18 protein-coding genes and 1 pseudogene are annotated in these 19874 nt (G+C 63.0%); 11 read left to right on the forward strand and 8 right to left on the reverse strand.

Features of this window, described 5'->3' with window-relative positions; all coding sequences use genetic code 11:
* The first annotated feature begins 267 nt into the window (after nt 1-267).
* Together P0D84_RS25845 and P0D84_RS25850 are read left to right on the forward strand one after the other, a co-directional pair.
* Nucleotides 268-1407 (forward strand): extracellular solute-binding protein, encoded by a 1140-nt coding sequence (locus P0D84_RS25845; RefSeq protein ID WP_408341501.1) that lies wholly within the window; start codon nt 268-270, stop codon nt 1405-1407.
* On the forward strand, nt 1407-3206 hold the full coding sequence (locus tag P0D84_RS25850; RefSeq protein ID WP_408341502.1) for a diguanylate cyclase domain-containing protein: 1800 nt from the start codon (nt 1407-1409) through the stop codon (nt 3204-3206). Before P0D84_RS25845 ends, P0D84_RS25850 begins: the two co-directional genes overlap by 1 nt.
* Nucleotides 3207-3354: 148 nt before the next feature.
* Here the strand turns inward: P0D84_RS25850 and P0D84_RS25855 are convergent, their stop codons facing one another.
* Nucleotides 3355-4845, reverse strand: a complete 1491-nt coding sequence (locus tag P0D84_RS25855) for a mannitol dehydrogenase family protein (RefSeq protein ID WP_408341503.1) — start codon at nt 4843-4845, stop codon at nt 3355-3357.
* A 249-nt stretch (nt 4846-5094) separates the two neighbouring features.
* Here P0D84_RS25855 and manD point away from each other — a divergent pair, with 249 nt between their 5' ends.
* The 6 genes from manD (at nt 5095) to P0D84_RS25885 (ending at nt 11600) form a co-directional block, all read left to right on the forward strand.
* Complete coding sequence (gene manD / locus P0D84_RS25860) at nt 5095-6303, forward strand: D-mannonate dehydratase ManD (protein WP_408341504.1); 1209 nt, start codon at nt 5095-5097, stop codon at nt 6301-6303.
* Nucleotides 6304-6349: 46 nt separating this feature from the next.
* Nucleotides 6350-7765, forward strand: coding sequence for an MFS transporter (locus P0D84_RS25865; RefSeq protein ID WP_408341505.1), 1416 nt, complete (start codon nt 6350-6352; stop codon nt 7763-7765).
* Nucleotides 7766-7796: 31 nt separating this feature from the next.
* Entirely contained in the window at nt 7797-8843 is a 1047-nt protein-coding gene (locus tag P0D84_RS25870) for an L-idonate 5-dehydrogenase (RefSeq protein ID WP_408341506.1), read from the forward strand.
* Between the two features lie 111 nt (nt 8844-8954).
* On the forward strand, nt 8955-10247 hold the full coding sequence (locus P0D84_RS25875; protein WP_408341507.1) for an MFS transporter: 1293 nt from the start codon (nt 8955-8957) through the stop codon (nt 10245-10247).
* A 93-nt stretch (nt 10248-10340) separates the two neighbouring features.
* Nucleotides 10341-11174 carry a GntR family transcriptional regulator gene (locus P0D84_RS25880; protein WP_408341508.1) on the forward strand — a complete coding sequence of 278 codons (834 nt, stop codon included), beginning with the start codon at nt 10341-10343 and terminating at the stop codon, nt 11172-11174.
* Between the two features lie 99 nt (nt 11175-11273).
* Nucleotides 11274-11600, forward strand: coding sequence for a hypothetical protein (locus P0D84_RS25885; RefSeq protein WP_408341509.1), 327 nt, complete (start codon nt 11274-11276; stop codon nt 11598-11600).
* Nucleotides 11601-11612: 12 nt separating this feature from the next.
* Here P0D84_RS25885 and P0D84_RS25890 read toward each other — a convergent pair.
* From P0D84_RS25890 to phnG, 7 genes and pseudogenes are all read right to left on the reverse strand, one after another.
* A pseudogene (locus P0D84_RS25890) lies at nt 11613-12749 on the reverse strand (alpha-D-ribose 1-methylphosphonate 5-triphosphate diphosphatase); the annotation flags it as partial.
* A gap of 89 nt (nt 12750-12838) precedes the next feature.
* On the reverse strand, nt 12839-13606 hold the full coding sequence (gene phnL, locus P0D84_RS25895; RefSeq protein WP_408341510.1) for a phosphonate C-P lyase system protein PhnL: 768 nt from the start codon (nt 13604-13606) through the stop codon (nt 12839-12841).
* Between the two features lie 8 nt (nt 13607-13614).
* Nucleotides 13615-14385: a phosphonate C-P lyase system protein PhnK gene (gene phnK, locus P0D84_RS25900; RefSeq protein ID WP_408341511.1), complete on the reverse strand. Its 771-nt coding sequence runs from the start codon at nt 14383-14385 to the stop codon at nt 13615-13617.
* Nucleotides 14382-15305: an alpha-D-ribose 1-methylphosphonate 5-phosphate C-P-lyase PhnJ gene (locus tag P0D84_RS25905; protein WP_408341512.1), complete on the reverse strand. Its 924-nt coding sequence runs from the start codon at nt 15303-15305 to the stop codon at nt 14382-14384. Before P0D84_RS25905 ends, phnK begins: the two co-directional genes overlap by 4 nt.
* Nucleotides 15302-16447: a carbon-phosphorus lyase complex subunit gene (locus P0D84_RS25910; protein ID WP_408341513.1), complete on the reverse strand. Its 1146-nt coding sequence runs from the start codon at nt 16445-16447 to the stop codon at nt 15302-15304. Before P0D84_RS25910 ends, P0D84_RS25905 begins: the two co-directional genes overlap by 4 nt.
* Nucleotides 16447-17070, reverse strand: coding sequence for a phosphonate C-P lyase system protein PhnH (gene phnH / locus P0D84_RS25915; RefSeq protein WP_408341514.1), 624 nt, complete (start codon nt 17068-17070; stop codon nt 16447-16449). The genes P0D84_RS25910 and phnH overlap by 1 nt, the downstream gene beginning before the upstream one ends.
* Nucleotides 17070-17555 carry a phosphonate C-P lyase system protein PhnG gene (gene phnG / locus P0D84_RS25920; protein WP_408341515.1) on the reverse strand — a complete coding sequence of 162 codons (486 nt, stop codon included), beginning with the start codon at nt 17553-17555 and terminating at the stop codon, nt 17070-17072. The genes phnH and phnG overlap by 1 nt, the downstream gene beginning before the upstream one ends.
* 181 nt (nt 17556-17736) lie before the next feature.
* Here phnG and phnF point away from each other — a divergent pair, with 181 nt between their 5' ends.
* The 3 genes from phnF to phnN are packed head-to-tail and all read left to right on the forward strand — an operon-like array spanning nt 17737 to nt 19771.
* A complete protein-coding gene (phnF, locus tag P0D84_RS25925; protein WP_408341516.1) occupies nt 17737-18495 on the forward strand; it encodes a phosphonate metabolism transcriptional regulator PhnF in 759 nt (252 codons plus the stop codon).
* Nucleotides 18492-19214 carry a DUF1045 domain-containing protein gene (locus tag P0D84_RS25930; protein WP_408341517.1) on the forward strand — a complete coding sequence of 241 codons (723 nt, stop codon included), beginning with the start codon at nt 18492-18494 and terminating at the stop codon, nt 19212-19214. The genes phnF and P0D84_RS25930 overlap by 4 nt, the downstream gene beginning before the upstream one ends.
* Nucleotides 19215-19216: 2 nt before the next feature.
* Nucleotides 19217-19771, forward strand: a complete 555-nt coding sequence (gene phnN, locus P0D84_RS25935; protein ID WP_408341518.1) for a phosphonate metabolism protein/1,5-bisphosphokinase (PRPP-forming) PhnN — start codon at nt 19217-19219, stop codon at nt 19769-19771.
* Nucleotides 19772-19874 lie beyond the last annotated feature (103 nt).

Genomic DNA, 19874 nt, shown 5'->3' on the forward strand with positions numbered 1-19874 from the left:
CCATTCAGTTAAAGTTTCCGCGAAATCGACCGTTATCAAGGTCAACGCGAGATGAGCGCGTTGGTACATGCCAGCAGCCTATTCCTGTCGACCCCGGCAAGGCCCAACCAAAAACGCCCTGCGGAGCGCTATCATCAACACGCTGCGCGCAAGCCGCGCAGCTCAAGCGATATCTGTCTGAACAAAGTCATCGAGTACTGCGCGCGCGGATAAGCGCCGCGCGCGCGTCTGCGCTCGTCGTAGCAGCCTTCTGCTAAGTGGTGTTATATGCACGTGATTTTTACAGCAGATGAAAAGTGCGGTTTCAAAGCGCCGTTCCGGCGCCGCATTGCAGCGGCTGCGGCTCGCGGAAGTTCGCTACGCCGCAGCGGTTTTTTGACGTTACTGATAAGCGCCATTTTCTGCTGCAGCCTTTTATCGTCAGGGCCGGTTGCGGCCGCCGAAAAAATCCTGCGCGTACTGGCGTGGCCCGGTTATGCGGACGCCGACGTCGTGAAGACTTTCGAAGCACGCTATCACGCGAAGGTCGAAGTCACGCTGGTCGATTCCGACGAGGCCCTGTGGGCGCAGATGCATACCCAGGGCACGCCGCCATTCGATGTGCTCGCCGCTAATACCGCCGAAATCCAGCGTTATACCCGCGCGAATCTGCTGGCGCCGCTCGATCTCGCCAGCTTGCCGAATACGAGAAGGCAGATGCCGCGGTTTCAGGCATTGTCGTCGATCGAAGGGTTGACGTCGGCAGGCAAGGTGTACGCCATTCCATTCACGTATTCGTCGATGGGGCTGATCTATGACCGTAAGCAGATCGCCGTTGCGCCGCGCTCGATGCGCGAATTGTGGAACCCGCGCTACCGCGGCAAGGTGCTCGACTTCAACAGCGCCCAACCTAATTTCTCGTTCGCCGCACTGGCGCTGGGCTACCGGCATCCGTTCCAGCTGGACGCCGCGCAGATGCGTGTGATCACTCAAAAGCTCGTCGATTTGCGCCGCAACCTGCTGACCTATTACACGTTGCCGGAAGAAGCGACCGCGTTCTTCATCCAGCATAAAGTGGCCTTGATGTTCGGTAACTATGGCACCCAGCAGGTTGAATCGCTGCGCCGCGCCGGCGCGGACGTGGGCTACGTGATTCCCGATGAAGGCGTGCTCGCGTGGCTGGACTGCTGGTCGATGACGCGCTCGGCAACCGATCGCCCGCTCGCGCTGGCGTGGATCAATTACATGCTCGAGCCGGGCGTCAGTGCGTTGTTGACGCAACGGCAGGGGCTCGCCAACACGTTGACGGCGCCGGCGGAAAGCAGCGACAACGCGCACATCGTCTGGATCGGACCGGTGGAAGATATTCAGCGGCGCGAAGACCTGTGGCGCAGAATCGTATCCGGCGACCGCTCGGAGCGTTTCTGATGATGCGTCCCGGCCTGACAATCAAGTTATCGATCCTGCTCGCGTGCATCGGCGTGCTCGCGTCCGGCGCGACCGGTTATTACGCGTATCGCGCGAACCGCACGATGCTCGTGAACGAAGCCGAAAGCAGCCTGCTGACTTCAACGGAATTGCTGGGCCAGCGTTTTTCCGGGGCGATCGACGACGTCGGCGCGGACGCGCTGGTGCTCGCGAGCTTGCCGTCTTCGGCGCACGTCGCGCAGACCGACGACGGTTTTGGCGTGAATGCGTCGCGCGAACGGCTGGCGCAGGTGTATGCCAGCTTCATGGTTCACCACCCCGAATACCTGCAAATCCGCTTGATTACCCGTCAGCACTACGGACTCGAGCTGATTCGTTTCGACCGTGACGCGGACGGGCTTGTGCGGGTCGAAGGACGGAATTTGCAGGAAAAAGGCCAGTTCGCGTATGTGTTCGACACGCTGGCGTTCTCGCCCGGCCGCATTTACACCTCGCCGATCTCGGTCAATCACGAATACGGCGCGCATGCCGCCGAAGGCAAACCGACGCTGCGGCTCGGCACGCCGGTGGCGAGCGCGAGTGGTGCGGTGGTAGGCGTCATCGTTATCGACATCGATCTGGCCGGCTTGCTCAAACGTTTGCAGAGCGATTTGCCAAGCGACTATCAGGTCTATCTGGCCAACGAATGGGGTGACTTTCTGGTCCATCCGGATGCTTCGAAAACATTCGGCTTCGACAAGGGGCGGCGCTTCCTGATGCAGGACAGCTTCTCTGTCACCAAGCCGCTGTTTGAGCAATCGCAAAGCGAAGAGCTGGTGAACGGTCTTGCGCACCCGAAGCAGGCGGCCGGTCAGGTGCTCGCTTTCGTACGCAGACCGTTCGGCGCGTCGGAGGGCAATCGCTTTATCGTGCTCGGCCTCGCCAGGCCGCTCGATGATGTGTTGTCCGGCGCCCACCTGCTGGGTTTTAGCATCATTCGCATGGTGATGATTTTCAGCGTGTTGGCGCTGTTCCTCGCGATTCTGTTCGCCCGTGCGCTGACCAAGCCTTTGCACAGTCTTGCGCACGCGGCCACGCATCTGTTCGCCGAGCACGCGATGGAAACGCTGCCGCTCAAACGTACCGACGAAATCGGCGTGCTGGCGCGCTGCTTCGATCGTCTGCGCCGGGAAATCAAATCGCAAATGGACGTGCTGCATGGCAAGCAGCGCGAGCTCGTGCATCTCGCCACGCACGACGGGCTGACCGGCCTGCCGAACCGCATGTTGTTCATGCAGAAGCTCGAGGTGGCGATCGAGGAAGCGACGCGGCGTGAGGAGCGGCTCGCCGTCCTGTTCGTCGATCTCGACGGCTTCAAGCAGATCAACGACCAGTTTGGTCATTCGATTGGCGACAAGGTGCTGGCCGCCGTGGCGCAACGGCTCAAGCGCGTGCTTTGCACGGCGGATCTCGCTGCGCGCCTTGGCGGTGACGAGTTCATCGTGTTGATCGAGGGACCGCGTTCCGCGGAAGCCGCACCGGGGATTGCCGCGCGGATCATGGGGACGTTGAACGAAGAACTGAGCGTCGACGGACAAAGCATGACGGTGGGCGCGAGCATCGGCATCAGTCAGTTTCCGGACGACAGCGCCACGGTGGAGGAACTGTTGCTCCACGCCGACGCTGCGATGTATGCGGCCAAATCCGGTGGGCGGTGTGCGTATCTACGCTACCGGGACGTGCTCGAGGCGCGGGAGTTGAAGCAGTCGCAGGCGGGCGAAGGGGCAACGGAAGGCCGCGAAGCGGAGCCGACTGCGTGAAGCGGCGATGAGCGGCGTCTGACAAAAGCGCCTGACAAAAGCGCTTAACAAAAGCGCTTAACAAAAGCGTCACCCGAAGCGCCAACCGGATCTTCCAACTCGACGCTTCCTGCCGAGCCCACCGCGCTCGCTTCCCAATCGCGTGGATTCATTGCGACGCGTCTATGGCTCCCCGTGCACCCTTTGCCTGAAGCAACAGCAACGCTTGATGAAGCGCTTTTCTGAACGCAGGAAGCGCGGCCAGATCCGCCGGAAACACTTCGCGCACCGACAGTAACGCATCCATTAGCGCCTGCGTTTCGCCATGCGCCGACGCCGCGAGCGTCTTCAACCTGCTGGCAAGCGGATCACTGATTTCATAACCCGTGCCGTCGTCAGCATGGCCGTACAAAAACATCATCCATGCCGCTACCGCCAGCGCGAGACGTGTGAACGGCTGGCCCGCCGCGAGCCTCGCCGAGATCGTGGCGAGCAGACGCGGCGGAATCTTCTGGCTGCCGTCCATCGCAATCTGCGCGCAGCGATGTTTCAGCGCCGGATTCGCGTAGCGCGCCAGCAATGCGTCCCGATAGGCGAGCAGATCGAACGACGCAGGCATGGTCAGTGTCGGCGCGATTTCCTGCGTCATCATCGCGTGAATGAGATTGCGCATGGCGGGGTGGGCGATCGCCGCGTCGATGGTGTCGAAGCCGCCGAGCATGGAGAGATACGCGAGCGTCGAATGCGTGCCGTTCAGCATGCGGAGTTTGGCCAGTTCGAACGGCGTGACGTCGTCGACGAGTTGCGCGCCAACCGCGTCCCACGCAGGACGTCCCCCGGGAAAACGATCTTCAATGACCCATTGCCGGAACGGTTCGCAAGGCACCGGTGCGGCGTCCTGATAGCCGGTCGCGTCGGCAACGGCTGCGCGCTCGGCGGCGGTGGTCGACGGCACGATACGGTCGACCATCGTCGAGGGAAACGCAACCTGAGCGGCGATCCAGTCGGCCAGTTCAGGATCGGCTTGCCGTGCGAACGAGCAGACCACCTGGCGCAGCGCGGCGCCGTTATGGGCGAGGTTGTCGCATGAGAGCACCGTGAACGGTTCGCCGTTTGCTGCGTCGCGCCGCTCGCGCAATGCCGCGACGAGAATGCCCGGCACTGTGCGCGGCGCGAGCGGATGAGCCAGATCGTGCGCGACGGCGGGATCGTCGAGCGCGATCTCGCCGGTTTTCGGGTCACGGCAATAGCCTTTTTCAGTGACGGTCAGCGAGACGATCCGCACCAACGGGTCCGCGAGGCGCGCGAACAGGGCAGCGTGATCGTGCGGCATGGCCAGCACTTCCTGTAACGCACGCACGACTGTCACCTTGGCGCCCTGCGGCCCGCGTTCGACCACGCTATACAAGCCTTGCTGCTCCATCAGCGCATCGCGCTTGCCGACATCGCCTTGCAGCGTCACGCCGCAAATACCCCAGTCGCCGCCCTCGGCGAGCATGGCTTCTTCCGTATAGAGCGCCTGATGCGCGCGATGAAAATTGCCGATCCCCAGATGCACGATGCCGATACGCGGCTCCCGCCATTGCGGCGACAGCAGATGCGTTGACAGCGTGGGCAGGGCGTTGCGGACAAGACGAGGCAGGGTGGCTGCAGAGGTCATGTAATGAAATCCAGGTCACGGAAAACACAAAAAAGGCTTTTGAAACGACGCCGTTCAGCGGGAAAACCCTGATTTGACGTCTCGCTATACTTGTATGGTAGCATCGTTCAAACGGCTTGGGACAGGTTGATGAAGGTGATTTTCCACTTCATTTCCCATTCCTGATGCCACTCGAAACCGACATGAAAACAGCACGTCGCGCACCGCCGTTGGGTGTGGTTCGCGCCGCGCTACTGCAAGGAAGATGTCATGAAGATCGTTCGCGCCGACGTGATCGTCACGTGCCCGGGCCGCAATTTCGTCACGCTGAAAATCGTCACGGACGAGGGCGTGCACGGCATCGGCGATGCCACGCTGAACGGCCGCGAACTGGCGGTCGCCTCGTACCTGAAAGACCACGTCTGCCCCTTGCTGATCGGACGCGACCCTGGGCGCATCGAAGACACCTGGCATTACCTCTACAAAGGCGCCTACTGGCGCCGCGGCCCCGTCACGATGACGGCGATCGCCGCGGTGGACATGGCGTTGTGGGACATTCTCGGCAAAGTCACGGGCATGCCGCTGTACAAGCTGCTTGGCGGCGCGTCGCGAGAAGGCGTGATGGTGTACGGCCACGCCACCGGCCGCGACATTCCCGAAGCGCTCGACCGTTACGCCGAACACATCGAAGCCGGCTATCAGGCCATCCGCATTCAAAGCGGCGTGCCGAATATGCGCTCGGTGTACGGCGTCTCGAAAGGCGGCGGCATGTACGAGCCGGCCACCAAGGGCGCGGTCGAGGAGCAGAGCTGGTCGTCGGAAAAGTATCTCGACTTCGTGCCGAAGCTCTTTGAAGCGGTGCGCGACAAGTTCGGCTTCGACACGCATTTGCTGCATGACGTCCACCACCGTTTGACGCCGATCGAAGCGGCGCGGCTCGGCAAATCGGTCGAACCGTATCGCCTGTTCTGGATGGAAGACCCCACGCCCGCGGAAAACCAGGCCGGCTTCCGGCTGATCCGCGAACATACGGTCACGCCGATCGCGGTCGGCGAAGTCTTCAACAGCATCTGGGACTGCAAGCAGTTGATCGAGGAGCAACTGATCGACTACATCCGCGCGACCTTGACGCACGCGGGCGGCATTACGCATTTGCGGCGCATTGCGGATTTTGCTTCGCTGTACCAGGTGCGAACCGGTTGCCACGGGCCGTCGGATCTGTCGCCAGTGTGCATGGGCGCGGCGCTGAACTTCGATTTGTGGGTGCCGAATTTCGGCGTGCAGGAGTACATGGGTTTTCCGCAAGAAGCGCTCGATGTATTCCCCCATGCATGGCGCTTCGAGCACGGCATGATGCATCCGGGCGAAGCGCCGGGCCACGGCGTCGATATCGACGAAGCAGCGGCCGCGCGGTATCCCTACGACCCCGCGTATCTACCGGTCGCGCGTCTCGAAGACGGCACGCTGTGGAACTGGTGAGCTGATTTCGCTTGACCAACCCAATTAAAAAATCATGGAGACACGCGTGAACCCAGCACGTCCGCAAGCCGCCGCGCCGGCCAGCACCGCCATGCTGCGCCGGGTGGCCTTCGCCTCGACCATCGGCACCGCGGCCGAGTACTACGACTTCTTTGTCTATGGCACGGCCGCCGTGCTGGTGTTCGGTCAGAAGTTCTTTCCCTCCACGGATCCGCTGATCGGCACGCTCGCCGCCTTCGCGACCTACGCGGTCGGCTTTCTGGCGCGTCCGCTGGGCGGCATCGTCTTCGGTCATTTCGGCGATCGCGTCGGCCGCAAGAAGGCCTTGATCGTGACGATCCTGATTGTCGGGTTGGGGACGTTCGCGATCGGCTTGTTGCCGGACTATCAGTCGATCGGTATCTGGGCGCCGGTCGCGCTGATCGTGATCCGCGTGCTGCAAGGCTTCGGCGTGGGCGGCGAGCAGGCGGGCGCTGTCTTGCTCACCGCGGAATACGCGCCGCCTGTGCGGCGCGGCTTCTTCGCGAGCCTCGTGCAACTGGGCGCACCGGCCGGCTTCCTGATTCCATCGGGCCTGTTCGCGCTGCTCTCCGCGACGTTGACGCCGGCGCAATTGCTCGACTGGGGCTGGCGCATTCCGTTTCTCGCCAGCGCGCTGCTGGTCGCCGTGGGCCTGTATATCCGCTTGCGCACCGAGGAGTCGCCGATCTTCGCCACGATCCAGCGTACCAAGGCAGTGGCTTCGCGCCCGGTGGTGGAAGTGGTGCGGCAGTTCGGCCCGATCATCGTCAAAGGCGTCGGCGCCAAGTTGATCGAGGCTTGCGCCTTCGCGATGTACACGATGATCGTGCTCGCTTACGGCAAAGCACACGGTATCGCGCAAAGCATGCTGCTGGAAACGGTGATCGTCGCGGTGGCGCTCGAGCTCGTGACGATTCCGCTCGCCGGCGCGCTGTCCGATCGGATCGGCAGGCGTCCAACCTTTATCGCGGGTGCGTTGTTGCACGTAGCGCTGGTGGTGCCGTTCTTCATGGCGATCGATAGCGGCAATCGCGCGGCGATCCAGCTCGTGATGATCCTCGCCATTAGCGTGGGCCACAGTCTTTGCTATGCCCCGCAAGCGGCACTGTTCCCCGAACTGTTTCCCGCGCGCGTGCGGTGCAGCGGCATCGCGTTGATCTGGCAGATTGGCTCGTTGCTCGGCAGCGGCATACTCGGCCTGCTGGCCGTCAAGCTGATTCAGGTGGCACATGGCAATTCGCTTGCATTGATCGTCTACGTGGCCGTGCTCGGGATCGTGTCGGCTGTGTCGCTTTTCGCATTGCCGGAAACCGCGCCTCTGCGCCGCGGCGGCGATCTCCATGATTGGGGCGGCGGCGAGCCGGTAGAAGCGCATCCGGCAGCCCGGCCGCTCTCGTCTTCGTCTGCATCCTCTTCTTCGTCTTTCGTCGCGCGTCACTGAGCGCGCGACCTTTGCCACACCGGAGTCCATCATGCTCGCAGCCGTACTTCACGAACCCAAACTGATCCGTATCGACGAAGTCGAGCCACCCGAGCCCGGCCCCGGCCAGGTGCGAGTCCGCGTGCGCGCCGGTGGCATTTGCGGCTCGGATCTGTCGTACTACTTCAAAGGCAGGAGCGGCGATTTCGCGGTGCGCGAGCCGTTCGTGCTCGGACACGAAGTGGCCGGCGAAATCGATTCGCTCGGCGAGGGCGTGAGCGCTGAGCATCGCCTGACGCCCGGACAGCGCGTCGCCGTCAATCCGGGGCTAGCCTGCGGGACGTGCCGCTTCTGCGTCGGTGGGATGCCGAATCATTGTCTGAACATGCGCTTCATGGGCAGTGCCTCGACGTTCCCGCACACGCAAGGCATGTTCCGTCAATACATCGTCGTCGCGGCGCGGCAGTGCGTACCTGTGCCGGATGGTGTCGATTTTGCGCAGGCGTCGATGGCCGAGCCGCTCGCCGTCGCGTTGCATGCGGTGAAGCAGGCCGGCTCGCTGGTTGGCGCGAGTGTGTTGCTGGTGGGTTGCGGACCGATCGGTTGCATTCTGCTGAGTGTGGCGCGCCGCGCCGGCGCTCATCGCGTGGTCGCGGTGGATCTTTCGGATCGCGCGTTGCAGGTCGCGCAGCAACTCGGCGCGGATCAGACCGTGAACGCCACGGATAGCGCCACGATCGATCAATGGTCCGCACATCGCGGCACATTCGACGTCGTGATCGAAGCATCGGGCAGTCCCGCCGGTCTCGATACGGCGCTGCGCGCGGCGCGCGCGGGCGGCACCGTGATTCAGGTCGGCAATCTGCCGGCCGGCCAATCGCCGGTGGCGGCCAACCTCGTGATGTCGAAAGAACTCCGCTATCAGGGCTCGTTCCGCTTCACGAGCGAATACGCTGTCGCCGCCGATGAAATCGCCTCCGGCAAGGTCGACTTGCGACCGCTGATGACGCATGCGTTCGCGATGAGCGAGGCGAACCATGCGTTCGAAGTGGCGCTCGACCGCTCGCAGTCGATGAAAGTGCATCTGAACTTCGACTGAATTTCGACCGTGGCATAAGGCGTTGCATCTATCCGCCGCGCCTTTCGAAGCCATTCAAGCGACTTGAGCTATTCAAACGCCCACCAAGAGGCGACCCGAAGGAGACACCTGATGATCAAGAGTCAACGCTGGTTTGTTGTCGCGCTACTGTTTCTGGCCGGCGTCATCAACTATCTCGACCGCGCGGCGCTGTCGATTGCCGCACCGCTGATCCAGAAAGACCTGCATTTCTCGCATGCGCAGATGGGCATCGTGTTCAGCAGCTTTTTCATCGGCTATGCGCTGTTCAATTTTGTCGGCGGCGTGCTGTCGGACAAGGTCGGCGCAAAACGCGTGTTCGGCACCGCGATGGGCGTGTGGTCCGTGTTTTGCGGCGCGACCGCGTTGGCGAGCGGCATCGGTTCGTTGATCGTGCTGCGCGTGCTGTTCGGCATGGGTGAAGGGCCGTTCAGTTCGTCGAACAGCAAGATGGTCAACAACTGGTTCCCGCGCAAGGAAGTCGCGAGCGCAATCGGCGTGATCAGTTCGGGCACGCCGCTCGGCGGCGCGCTGGCAGGTCCGGTGGTGGGCTTCATGGCGGTGCAGTTCGGCTGGCGCTGGGCCTTTGTCGCGATCATGCTGCTGGGACTCTTGTGGCTCGTCCTGTGGGCGGCAACGACCACCGAACACCCGCACGAAAATTCGCGTGTCACGCCTGACGAGATCGCGCTCATCCGCGCCGGTCAAGCGGACGAACATGCGATCGCGCATTCAGCCGACGGCGAGCGGCTCGGCCTGCGGCACTTCCTGAAGAAGCCGATCATTCTTGCCACGGCCTTCGCATTCTTCTCATACAACTACGTGCTGTTTTTCTTCCTGTCGTGGTTCCCGACCTATCTGACCGAAGCGCATCATCTGAGTCTGCGCGATATGAGTTTCGCCACGGTGATTCCGTGGCTGCTCGGCAGCATCGGGCTCGCGGCGGGCGGCTTCATCTCGGACTTGATCTTGCGCCTGACCGGCAAGCCGCTGCTGTCGCGCAAAATCGTGCTGGCTAGCTGTCTGGGCGCGGCGGCGGTGTGCGTGGCATTGGCCGGGCGCGTCGCCAGTACCCAGAGCGCGGTCGCGCTGATGTCGGTGTCGATCTTCTTTCTGTATGTGACCGGCGCGGTGTATTGGGCCGTGATTCAGGACACCGTGCCGCGCGAACACGTCGGCGGCGTGGGCGGTTTTGTGCACCTGCTGGCGAATCTGGCCGGCGTGATCGGACCCGCGGTGACCGGCTTCATTGTCGAAGCCACGCACGGTAATTACGCCAGCGCATTCGTGCTGGCGGGGGCGATTGCCGTACTCGGCGCGGTCTGTTCGTTAGTGTGGATTCGCGAGCCGCGCGTGAGTGCGTTGAAGATGAAACGTGCATGGTAGTATGGTGCGGCACATCTGATTGGATATCCATGGTGGTATTCATGGTGTGCCGTCTCCCTCGCAATTCCTTCGCTGCTATTCGCTGCTTTGCCGATGCCGACCAAGAACCTCCACGCCAACGCGTCTTCTTTCTCCTCCGACGCCACGCGCGTCGCGCCCCGCACACGGCGCCGCGCGAGCGTACAGGCCGGCACGCGCGTCGAACTGCCGGATCTGACCGCTAGCGTCTCGTTCGACTCGCACGAGCCGATCGGCAAGCAGATTTTCCGTGCGCTGCGTCAGGCGATTTTCGTCGGCCAGATGGTGCCAGGCACGCCGCTCTCGGAGAAGGAAGTGTCGGACATGTTTCAGGTGTCGCGGCAGCCGGTGCGGGAGGCGTTCATCAAGTTGGTCGAAGCGGGCGTGCTGCAGGTATTGCCGCAGCGTGGCACCTTTGTGAAGCGTATTTCGCCGCGCCAGGTGCGCGAAGGGCGCTTCATTCGCGAAGCGATCGAGACGGCGGTGGTGCGCAAGGCAGCCGTGTCGATCACCGACCAGCAATTGCAGGCACTCGCCGACAATCTTCGCGACCAGAAGCTCGCGGCGAAATCGAACGACACCGCTGCTTTCCTCGCGCTCGACGAGGCGTTTCATTACGCGATTGCCCAGGCGATCGATTGCACGGCGGCATGGGAAACGATTCAGGACATCAAAGCGCAGATGGATCGGGTGCGCTATTTGAGTTTGCCTGACGTATCGCCGCTCGATCTGCTGATCAAGCAGCACGCGAAAATTCTCGCAGGTCTTCGCGCGCACGACCCGAGCGCCGCCGAAGAGGCGATGCGCAGCCATCTGCGCGAGATTCTGATGTCGCTCGGTCCGATTGCCGAGCGCAATCCCGCGTGGTTTGAAGCGGACGAACCGGAGCGCGTGCCGCTATCGACCTGAGGCGGCGCGCTTTTGCATTTAACCGGTATGCTGCGGTGCAGCACGTTAGTTACTTTTCGGCTATAGTCGGGTTACGGCATATGTCCAGAGAGGTACAGAATGTACGACGCCGAAATCGCCGCCACCCTCCTGAATCGTTGGGCCACCCGTTCCTCGACCACTGACTTCGCCACCTATCTCGAGTTGCTGCGCGAAGGCAACCTCAGTTTCACCTATCAATCGGGACACGTGCGCGAGGTGGGCATTGAAGCGGGCATTGAAGCCGGCGTCGAATCCGGTACTGAAGCGGGGAGCGCATTCAATATCGAATCGCTGGTCTTTGGCGACGGCTCGCGCACGCTACGCGTCGAAGCGCCTGACAAGACTCCCCGCTGGACGCGCTGGGCCGCGGTGGAACCGCTGCTGCCCGCACCCAGCGAGACGTGAACACAATAATCGTCAGACGATCCGCACGCCGGCGCGATACGTCGCGCGCGGCACCGGCAGTGTGTCGAGCATGGTGACGCGCACGAAGTCCGCACGCAAACCCGTTTCGATCGCCCCGCGGTCATGCAAGCCCGCCGTGCGGGCCGGCTCGGCGGAGACGGTCGCCATGGCGCGCGGCAGGGTCCAGCCGGCTTTACTGACCAGCTCGAACACGGCCGTCATCAAACTGGACGGCACGTAATCCGACGACAGAATATCGAGCAGATCGGCCTTCGCCAGTTCGAGCGCCGACACGTTGCCCGAATGCGAGCCGCCGCGCACGATATTCGGCGCCCCCATGATGGTCGAAATGCCGTGCTCGCGGGCCGCCTCGGCGGCGATGCGGGTGGTCGGGAATTCGGCCAGCACGATGCCCTCGGCCTTGGCCTGTTCGACGTGCTCGATCAGCGTGTCGTCATGGCTCGCCACCGGAATGCCGAGCTGCTTGCAGCGCGCGACGATCTCGCGGCGGTGCGCATCGGCATAACGTTCCTGCTCGACCGACAGTTCCACCAGCGCGGTTGCGACGTGTTCGTCGGTCAATTTGCCGTTGCGTTCCTGAAAGCGCCGCCATTGGTCGCGATCGTGCCATTGACGCTGGCCGGGCGTGTGATCCATCACCGACGCAAGCCGCAGCAACGGATGCGTGCACAACGAATCGAACATCTCGACCACGTCGGCGGTGGCGATTTCACAGCGCAGATGCAGAAAGTGTTCGGCGCGCAGCAGCTTGCGCTCGGAGAAGCGCGTGAGGGCTTCGGCGCATTGCGTTTGCTGATCGCGCCCACGCAGTCCTACTTTCGAGCGTGAACCAATCGCGAGGGCGTCGAACACCGTGGTGATGCCGGCCGCCGCCACTTGCGCGTCGTGGATCACAAACGCGGCATCGGTATTCCATTGCACGCCCGGACGCGGCACCAGATGCTTCTCGAGGTTGTCCGTGTGCAATTCGATCAGACCCGGCAACAGAAAGTCGCCGTCCCAATCTTCCGCTTCGCGCGCTGAGGTCGTGCCACGCTCGACGTCGCGAATCACGCCGTCTTCAATGCGTACCACGCCGGTAAATACTTCATCTCGCGTCACGATGCGAGCGTTCCTGATCAACATCGACTTGCTCCGTAGTCTGTTCTGGGTTGCAGCGCAGTGCTTCGACCCAGTGTTTCAGCTCATTGGTTCAGTTTAGTGCCGTTCCGTGTCGGTTAGTGACGTACCGGCGGCTGGAGTTCGAGGCGGCGCGTGGCCACCTTGTTGCGAGTATCTTCGTCGTGAAAGATGCCGACGATCGCCGCGCCACGCTCGCGTGCTTCGACGATCAGATCGGCGACCACGTCGCGGTTCTCCGCGTCGAGCGAGGCCGTGGGCTCGTCGAGCAGCAGCAGCGGATGCCCGGCGATCAGGCCGCGGGCGATGTTCACGCGCTGCTGTTCGCCGCCGGAGAAGGTGGCGGGCGCGAGCGACCACAGCCGCTCAGGCACGTTCAATCTCGCCAGCAGTGCGGCAGCACGCGCGCGGGCTTCGTCTTCCGCCACGCCGCGCGACAGCAGCGGTTCGGCGACGAGCGTAAGCGTCGTCACGCGCGGAATCACGCGCAGAAACTGGCTGACGTAGCCGACCACGCCGCGGCGCAGACGCAGCACGTCGTGCGGTTCGGCGCCGGTGATCGACACCGGCCGCCCATCATCCGCCGCCGCGTCGCGAATCGCAATGGAGCCTGTACTGGCCAGATAATTGCCGTACAAACAGCGCAGCAGCGTACTCTTGCCAGCGCCTGACGGCCCGACCAGCACGACACACTCGCCGCGCTCGACATCGAGCGAGACGCCCGCGAGTGCTTCGATCTGGACGCCGCCCTGGCCGTGCAACGTGAAGGTCTTGCCGATGCCGACCGCGCGCAGCATCAGTGCATTATTCTCGATGAACGCGCGTTCAGCGGCGTGTGATTCCTTGCTTGTTTCAATGGATCGCATTGTGAGCCTCAAACCGGCAGAACCGAGGAAACCAGCGTTTGTGTGTACGGATGCTGCGGATCGTCGAGCACCTGGTCCGTCAGACCGGCCTCGACCACCTGGCCGCCTTGCATGACCATCAAGCGATGTGCCAGCAGACGCGCCACGCCGATATCGTGCGTCACGATCAGCACCGATAGATGCAGTGTAGAAGTCAGCGTGCGCAGCAGATCGAGCAGACGCGCCTGCACCGAGACGTCGAGTCCGGCGGTCGGCTCGTCCATGAAGACGAGGCGCGGACCGGTGACGAGATTGCGCGCGATCTGCAAACGCTGCTGCATGCCGCCGGAAAACGCCGCCGGAAATTCGTCGATGCGGGTGGCGTCGAGTTCGACGCGCTCCATCCACTGCGTCGCCGTGTGGCGGATGTCGCCATAGTGGCGGGCACCGACGGCCATCAACGGTTCGCCGATATTCGCGCCGGCGGAAACGCCGCTGCGCAGGCCGTCGCGCGGATTCTGCTGCACGAAGCCCCACTCGGTGCGCATCAACAAACGCCGGCGCGGTTCGGACAAGGCGAGCAGATCGAGCTTTTCGCCATGCGTGGCCGTGTAGTGGAGCGAGCCGCTATCGGCTGCGGTTTTCAGGGCGAGCGTATTCAGCAGCGTGGTCTTGCCCGAGCCGGATTCGCCGACGATGCACAGCACTTCGCCCGGATACAGATCGAAGCTGACGTTCCTGCAGCCGTTGCGGCCGCCAAATTGTTTGGTGAGCGAACGGGCGCTCAACAGCGGCGTCATGCGGTTTCTCCTTTGCGTGCTTCGTATGACGGCAACTCGAGGTCCTGATCGCCGCGGCGTTCATGGCAGTAGTCGCTATCCGAGCACACGAACATGCGTTTGCCGGCATCGTCGACGATCATTTCGTCGAGGAAGCTTTCCGTCGATCCGCACAGTGCGCACGCGTGCTGCCACTTCTGTACTTCGAACGGATGATCGTCGAAGTCGAGACTGCGCACGGGCGTGTACGGCGGAATGGCGTGAATGCGTCGTTCGCGGCCGGCGCCGAACAGTTGCAGCGCGGGGTTCATGTGCATCTTCGGATTGTCGAATTTCGGAATCGGCGACGGCGAAGTCAGATAGCGGTGGTTGACGATCACCGGGTAGTCGTACGTGGTGGCGATGCTGCCGTGATGCACGATGTCCTCGTACAGCTTCACACTGATCAAGCCGTAGTCGGCCAGTGCGTGCAACTTTTTGCATTCGGTAGCGCGCGGTTCCAGCTTGTAGAGCGGTTCGGGCATCGGCACTTGATAGACCAGAATCTGCTTCTCGGTGAGCGGCGCTTCGGGAATCCGGTGGCGGGTCTGGACGATCGTCGCTTCAGTCGTGCGGCGCGTGGTCGCCACGCCCGTGGTGCGCGCGAAGAAGCGGCGGATATTGACCGCGTTAGTGGTTTCGTCGGAGCCCTGATCGATCACCTTCAGCGTATCGTTCTTGCCGATGATCGCGGCCGTCACCTGAATGCCGCCCGTGCCCCAGCCATACGGCAAGGGCATTTCGCGCGAGGCGAACGGCACCTGATAGCCCGGCACGGCAACCGCTTTGAGCAACGCGCGGCGCAGCATGCGCTTGGTCTGCTCGTCGAGGTAGGCGAAGTTGTAGCCGTCCGCGGCGCTGTCGTACGAAGCGGTGGCGAGAGATGTGTCCGGCGCGTTCATGCGGCTTGCTCCTGCTGATCCTGATCCTGGCCTTGGTTTTTACCCGCTGCGCCGTGCTGTGCCCGCAAGCGCCGCACGAGTTCGAGTTCGGACTGGAAGTCGACGTAGTGAGGCAATTTCAGATGCTGAACGAAGCCGGACGCTTCGACGTTATCGCTGTGCGAGAGCATGAATTCGATGTCCTGCGTCGGCGAGGCGAGTGTTTCGCCAAGCTCCTCAGCACGCAACGCGCGATCCACCAGCGCCATCGCCATCGCTTTGCGTTCCGAGTGGCCGAACGCGAGACCGTAGCCTTGCGTGAAAGCAGGCGGCACGTTGCCGCTGCCGGCGAACTGGTTGATCATCTGGCATTCGGTGATGTCGATGTCGCCGATCTCAACGGCTTCGCCCAATTCGTCGAGTTCCATTTCGACGGCGATCGCGCCAAAGCGGATCTCCCCGGCGAACGGATGCGAATGCGCGTAGCCGCGTTGGGTTGCATAGCCCATCGCAAGCAGGAAACCTTCGTCGCCACGAGCCAGATTCTGCAATCGCGTGGTGCGGCTCGCGGGAAAAGCGAGCGGCTCGCGTGAGAGGTCGCCGGGTTCCGGCGCGTTCGGCGTGGGGCGTTCCTGCTCGATCAGACCTTCCTTGTCGAGCAGCGTGACCACGCGCGGCATGGCTTCTGCCGCGGCCTGTGCGGTTTGAATGGACGAGGTCGTTGCGGCCGCATCGATTCCGCTATCGCCATCGCCTTCGGCGAGCAATGCGAAGTCCAGCAGACGCTGCGTGTAATCGTAAGTCGCGCCGAGCAACTGCCCGCCGGGCACGTCCTTGAACGTCGCCGATATGCGGCGCTCCACTTGCATGGTTTCCGTGTCGATCGCTTGCGTGTAACCGAAACGCGGCAACGTGGTGCGATACGCACGCAGCAGAAAGATCGCTTCGACCAGATCGCCCGCGGCCTGTTTGATGGCGAGCGCGGCGAGTTCTTCGTCGTAGACCGAACCTTCGGTCATGACTCGCGCCACCGCGAGACGCAATTGCTCGCGAATCTGCGCGACGCTGAGTTCGGCCAGCCGCGTGTCGCCGCGGCGCGCCTTGTCGAGCAGACGCCACGACGCTTCGATCGCGCGTTCTCCACCCTTGACGGCAACGTACATCAGTTCACCTTCGCTTGAGTTGTGCGCGGCAGGCCGATCAACGTATTGCCGCAGACGAGATAACAATCGATGCCGCACGGAAAGAGCGGCGCGAGAGCGGCGCGTTCACGCCAGAAATGCTCGGGCAGGCCGAGCGGCGCGATCGTCGCCGTGTGTTGAATGCCGGGGCCGCTCAGCACGACCGGCGCGCCACCCGTCAGCGCTTCGACGCGGATCAGCAGGGTCACCGATTGCTCAGGCGATTCCGCCGCGCCGAGCGCGAAGCTTTCCAACGCCGGCATCGCGCTTGCATCGTGGATGTAGGCGAAGGCGGCTTGCCCGGGTTCGTTGACGAGCGGCGCGCCGGTATGAAAGCGCAGCGCCGAACTCAACGCCGTATCGGCTTGCGCGAGCCATACGGGCGTGGCGTAGTCGCACAGCGTCAGCAGCGCGGCGAAGGCGGCGAGCTCGGCCCGCGTGGCCTGCACTTCCGGCAAAACGTTTTCGACGACGCCCACCGAGCCTGGACGTGACAGCGCGTCGAGCAGGGTACGGAACACCGCCTGGGTGTCGTGCACCGGGTCTGCGAAGCCCGGTGCTAGCGTGGACAATGATGAAGCCAATGCAATCTGCGAGTTGTCCATCAATCGCCCCTGACCATCGTGAAGAATTCAACGCGTGTCGCCGCGGCGTCCTGCCTGCGTTCGACGTGTTGCGCGGCTTGCTGTGCGGCAAACGGCTCGATCAATTGCCGGTGTAAGTCAGCGTGATGCTCGGGCATTTGCAGCAGCGCGTCTGCCAGAGCAGCCAGTTCGGCACGGCGACGGTCGCGGCCCAGATGACACGCAACGCCGACGGCGGCGCTTGCGTCACCCGTGGCGCGCAAACGCAACGTGGCGCGCGTGACCGTGGCTTCGCCGAGGTTGAACGGGTCGCCGCTTCCGCCGACGCGGCCACGCACCATCGCGAGACCGATTTCGGGTGGCCGCAGCCAGTCGTAGGGGGGCGGCGGGACGCCTTGCAGCGCGCGTTCCAGCGCGGCTTCGAGATCGGCGCGCGGGGTGCGGGCCAGCACGGCCATCCAGGCGCGCCGCATGGCGGAGGAAGGCGAGGCGGAAGTAGCACTCATCGAATTTCCTGTTGATCCAGCGAGTGGACATTTGACCATCTATTCATCTAAACGTCTAGACGTTTGGAGGTATGATTGTGGGGCGTTGTCGCGCCCGGTTGCCGTTTCATATTTCCATCACGGCTTGCGCACTACAATGCACGGCACAGTGAATATTTGAACCCAGGGGAATGACAGCACCATGACATCGAACGACAATGCGACGCCGGGCACATCGCTCGAACGCGGCGCGGGCGTTGCCGTCTGGCGGCAGATCGAACAAATTCTGGCGACGGAAATCGCCGCAAGCGGCTTCGGCGAAGAAGGCCGTTTGCCGAGCGAGGGCGAACTGGCCAAACGCTTCGACGTGAACCGGCATACCGTGCGCCGGGCCATGCTCGGTCTTGCCGCATTGGGCCTCGTCAGCGTCGAGCAGGGACGTGGCACCTTCGTGCAGCCGGGCGCGATCGACTATACGATTGGCCGCCGCACGCGGTTTACAGAAAACTTGCAGCAACAGAATCAGGCGGCGGCGGGCACGATGTTGTCGGCCGCGCGCGTCAAGGCCGAGCCGAATGTTGCGAAGGCGCTCGGCCTGCGGGCAGGCGCGCCGGTCTACCGGATCGAGTCGCTGCACGAGTCGGATGGCGTGCCGCTCACATTCGCGCGCAACTGGTATCCGGCCGCGCGCTTTGCGAACTTGCCGGAAGTGCTGGAACGCACCGGCAGTACCACCAGGGCGATGGCTGAACTCGGCGTGACCGATTATCTGCGCAAGTGGAGCCGGATCGGCAGCGTGTTGCCTGAACCGGAAGTGGCGCGGCGTTTGAATATCAACCGGCAGCAACCGGTGTTGTGGGTCGAAAACGTCGACGTCGATCTGCAAGGCACGCCGATCAAATACGGTTTTACGCATTTTGCGGCCGACCGTGTGCAACTGCTGGTGGAGCACGACGTATGAGCGGCGCGACTTGGAGCGCCGAGGCACGTTTTGCGGTGTATTACGCACCGTCGCGCGAGTCGGTATGGTGGCAGGTGGGTTCGGCGTGGTTGGGGCGTGACGCGCAAAGCGGTGAACGATGCGTGCCGCCGCAACCGCAAGCCTTGGGGCGTCCTCTGGCCGATCTGACCGAAGCGCCGCGCCGCTATGGTTGGCACGGCACACTGGTCGCGCCGTTTCGTCTTGCTGAAGGCGTCACGCAGCAACATGTTCTCGACGCAACGCGTGACTGGGCTAGCACGCAAAGTCCATTCGCGTTGCCGGTCGAAGCTGCGACGCTCGGCGATTTCGTGGCACTACGTCCTGTTGATCAGGATGGCGAAGCGAACCTTCGTCACGTTGCATCCAGTGCGCTGCGAACGCTTCACCCATTGCGCGCGACGCCCTCCGCCGCCGACCTCGCGCGCCGTCTCGCCGCGCCGTTGAGCGAACGGCAACGCGCATTGCTGATCGAATGGGGATATCCGTACGTCTTCGACGAGTTCCGTTTTCATATGACGCTGTCCAGTTCGCTCGCGGATGCGGATGAGCGCGCGACGCTCGTCTCGTGGTGGCAGGCGCAAACAACCGCGCTCGGGCCGCTCACTATCGATCACGCTGCGCTCTTTGTCGAACCCGCGCCCGGCGTGCCGTTCGTTTTGTGGCAGCGTGTGCCGTTTCAGACCCAGGAGGTGAAATAACAATGACAGGCCGTTTGATTTACGTAATGGGGCCGTCCGGCGCTGGCAAGGATTCCTTGCTGGGTTTTGCGCGAAGCCGCCTGATGGGCGAGCCGATTGTGTTTGCGCATCGCTACATCACGCGGCCAAGCGGCAACGGTGAAGAGCATATTGCGCTGAGCGTCGAAGAATTCGCGGCGCGTTCGGTGCTCGGTCTGTTCGCGCTCGAATGGTCGAGCCACTCGCTGCGCTATGGCATTGGTATCGAGCTCGACGCATGGCTTACACGCGGTTGCACGGTTGTCGTCAACGGATCGCGTCAGCATTTGCAGCATACGTTGGCGCGTTATCGGCATACGGAGGTCGTTCATGTCGACGCCGCGCCGCATATTCTCGCAGCACGGCTTGGCGCGCGGGCGCGTGAGTCGGCGGAACAGGTCGCGGCCAGGCTCGCACGGCGGGCACCGTTCTCGTTGCCGGAAGGACTTCGGTGCACGACGATCGACAATTCCGGGGCGCTGGAAGACGCGGGGCACGCGCTGATTGCTTTCTTGCAGGCGGAAGCCGACGTTCGATAAAGTGGCTGCCACAGGTGTTGGCGCGCCTCGAACGAGATGCGCCGCACGACGACCAGACCGGGGCGTGCCTTGATTTCACCGCGCTTGGAATAAATTTTCATTT

The sequence above is a fragment of the Paraburkholderia sp. RL17-337-BIB-A genome (genome assembly GCF_046025895.1).
GTDB lineage: Bacteria > Pseudomonadota > Gammaproteobacteria > Burkholderiales > Burkholderiaceae > Paraburkholderia > Paraburkholderia fungorum_C.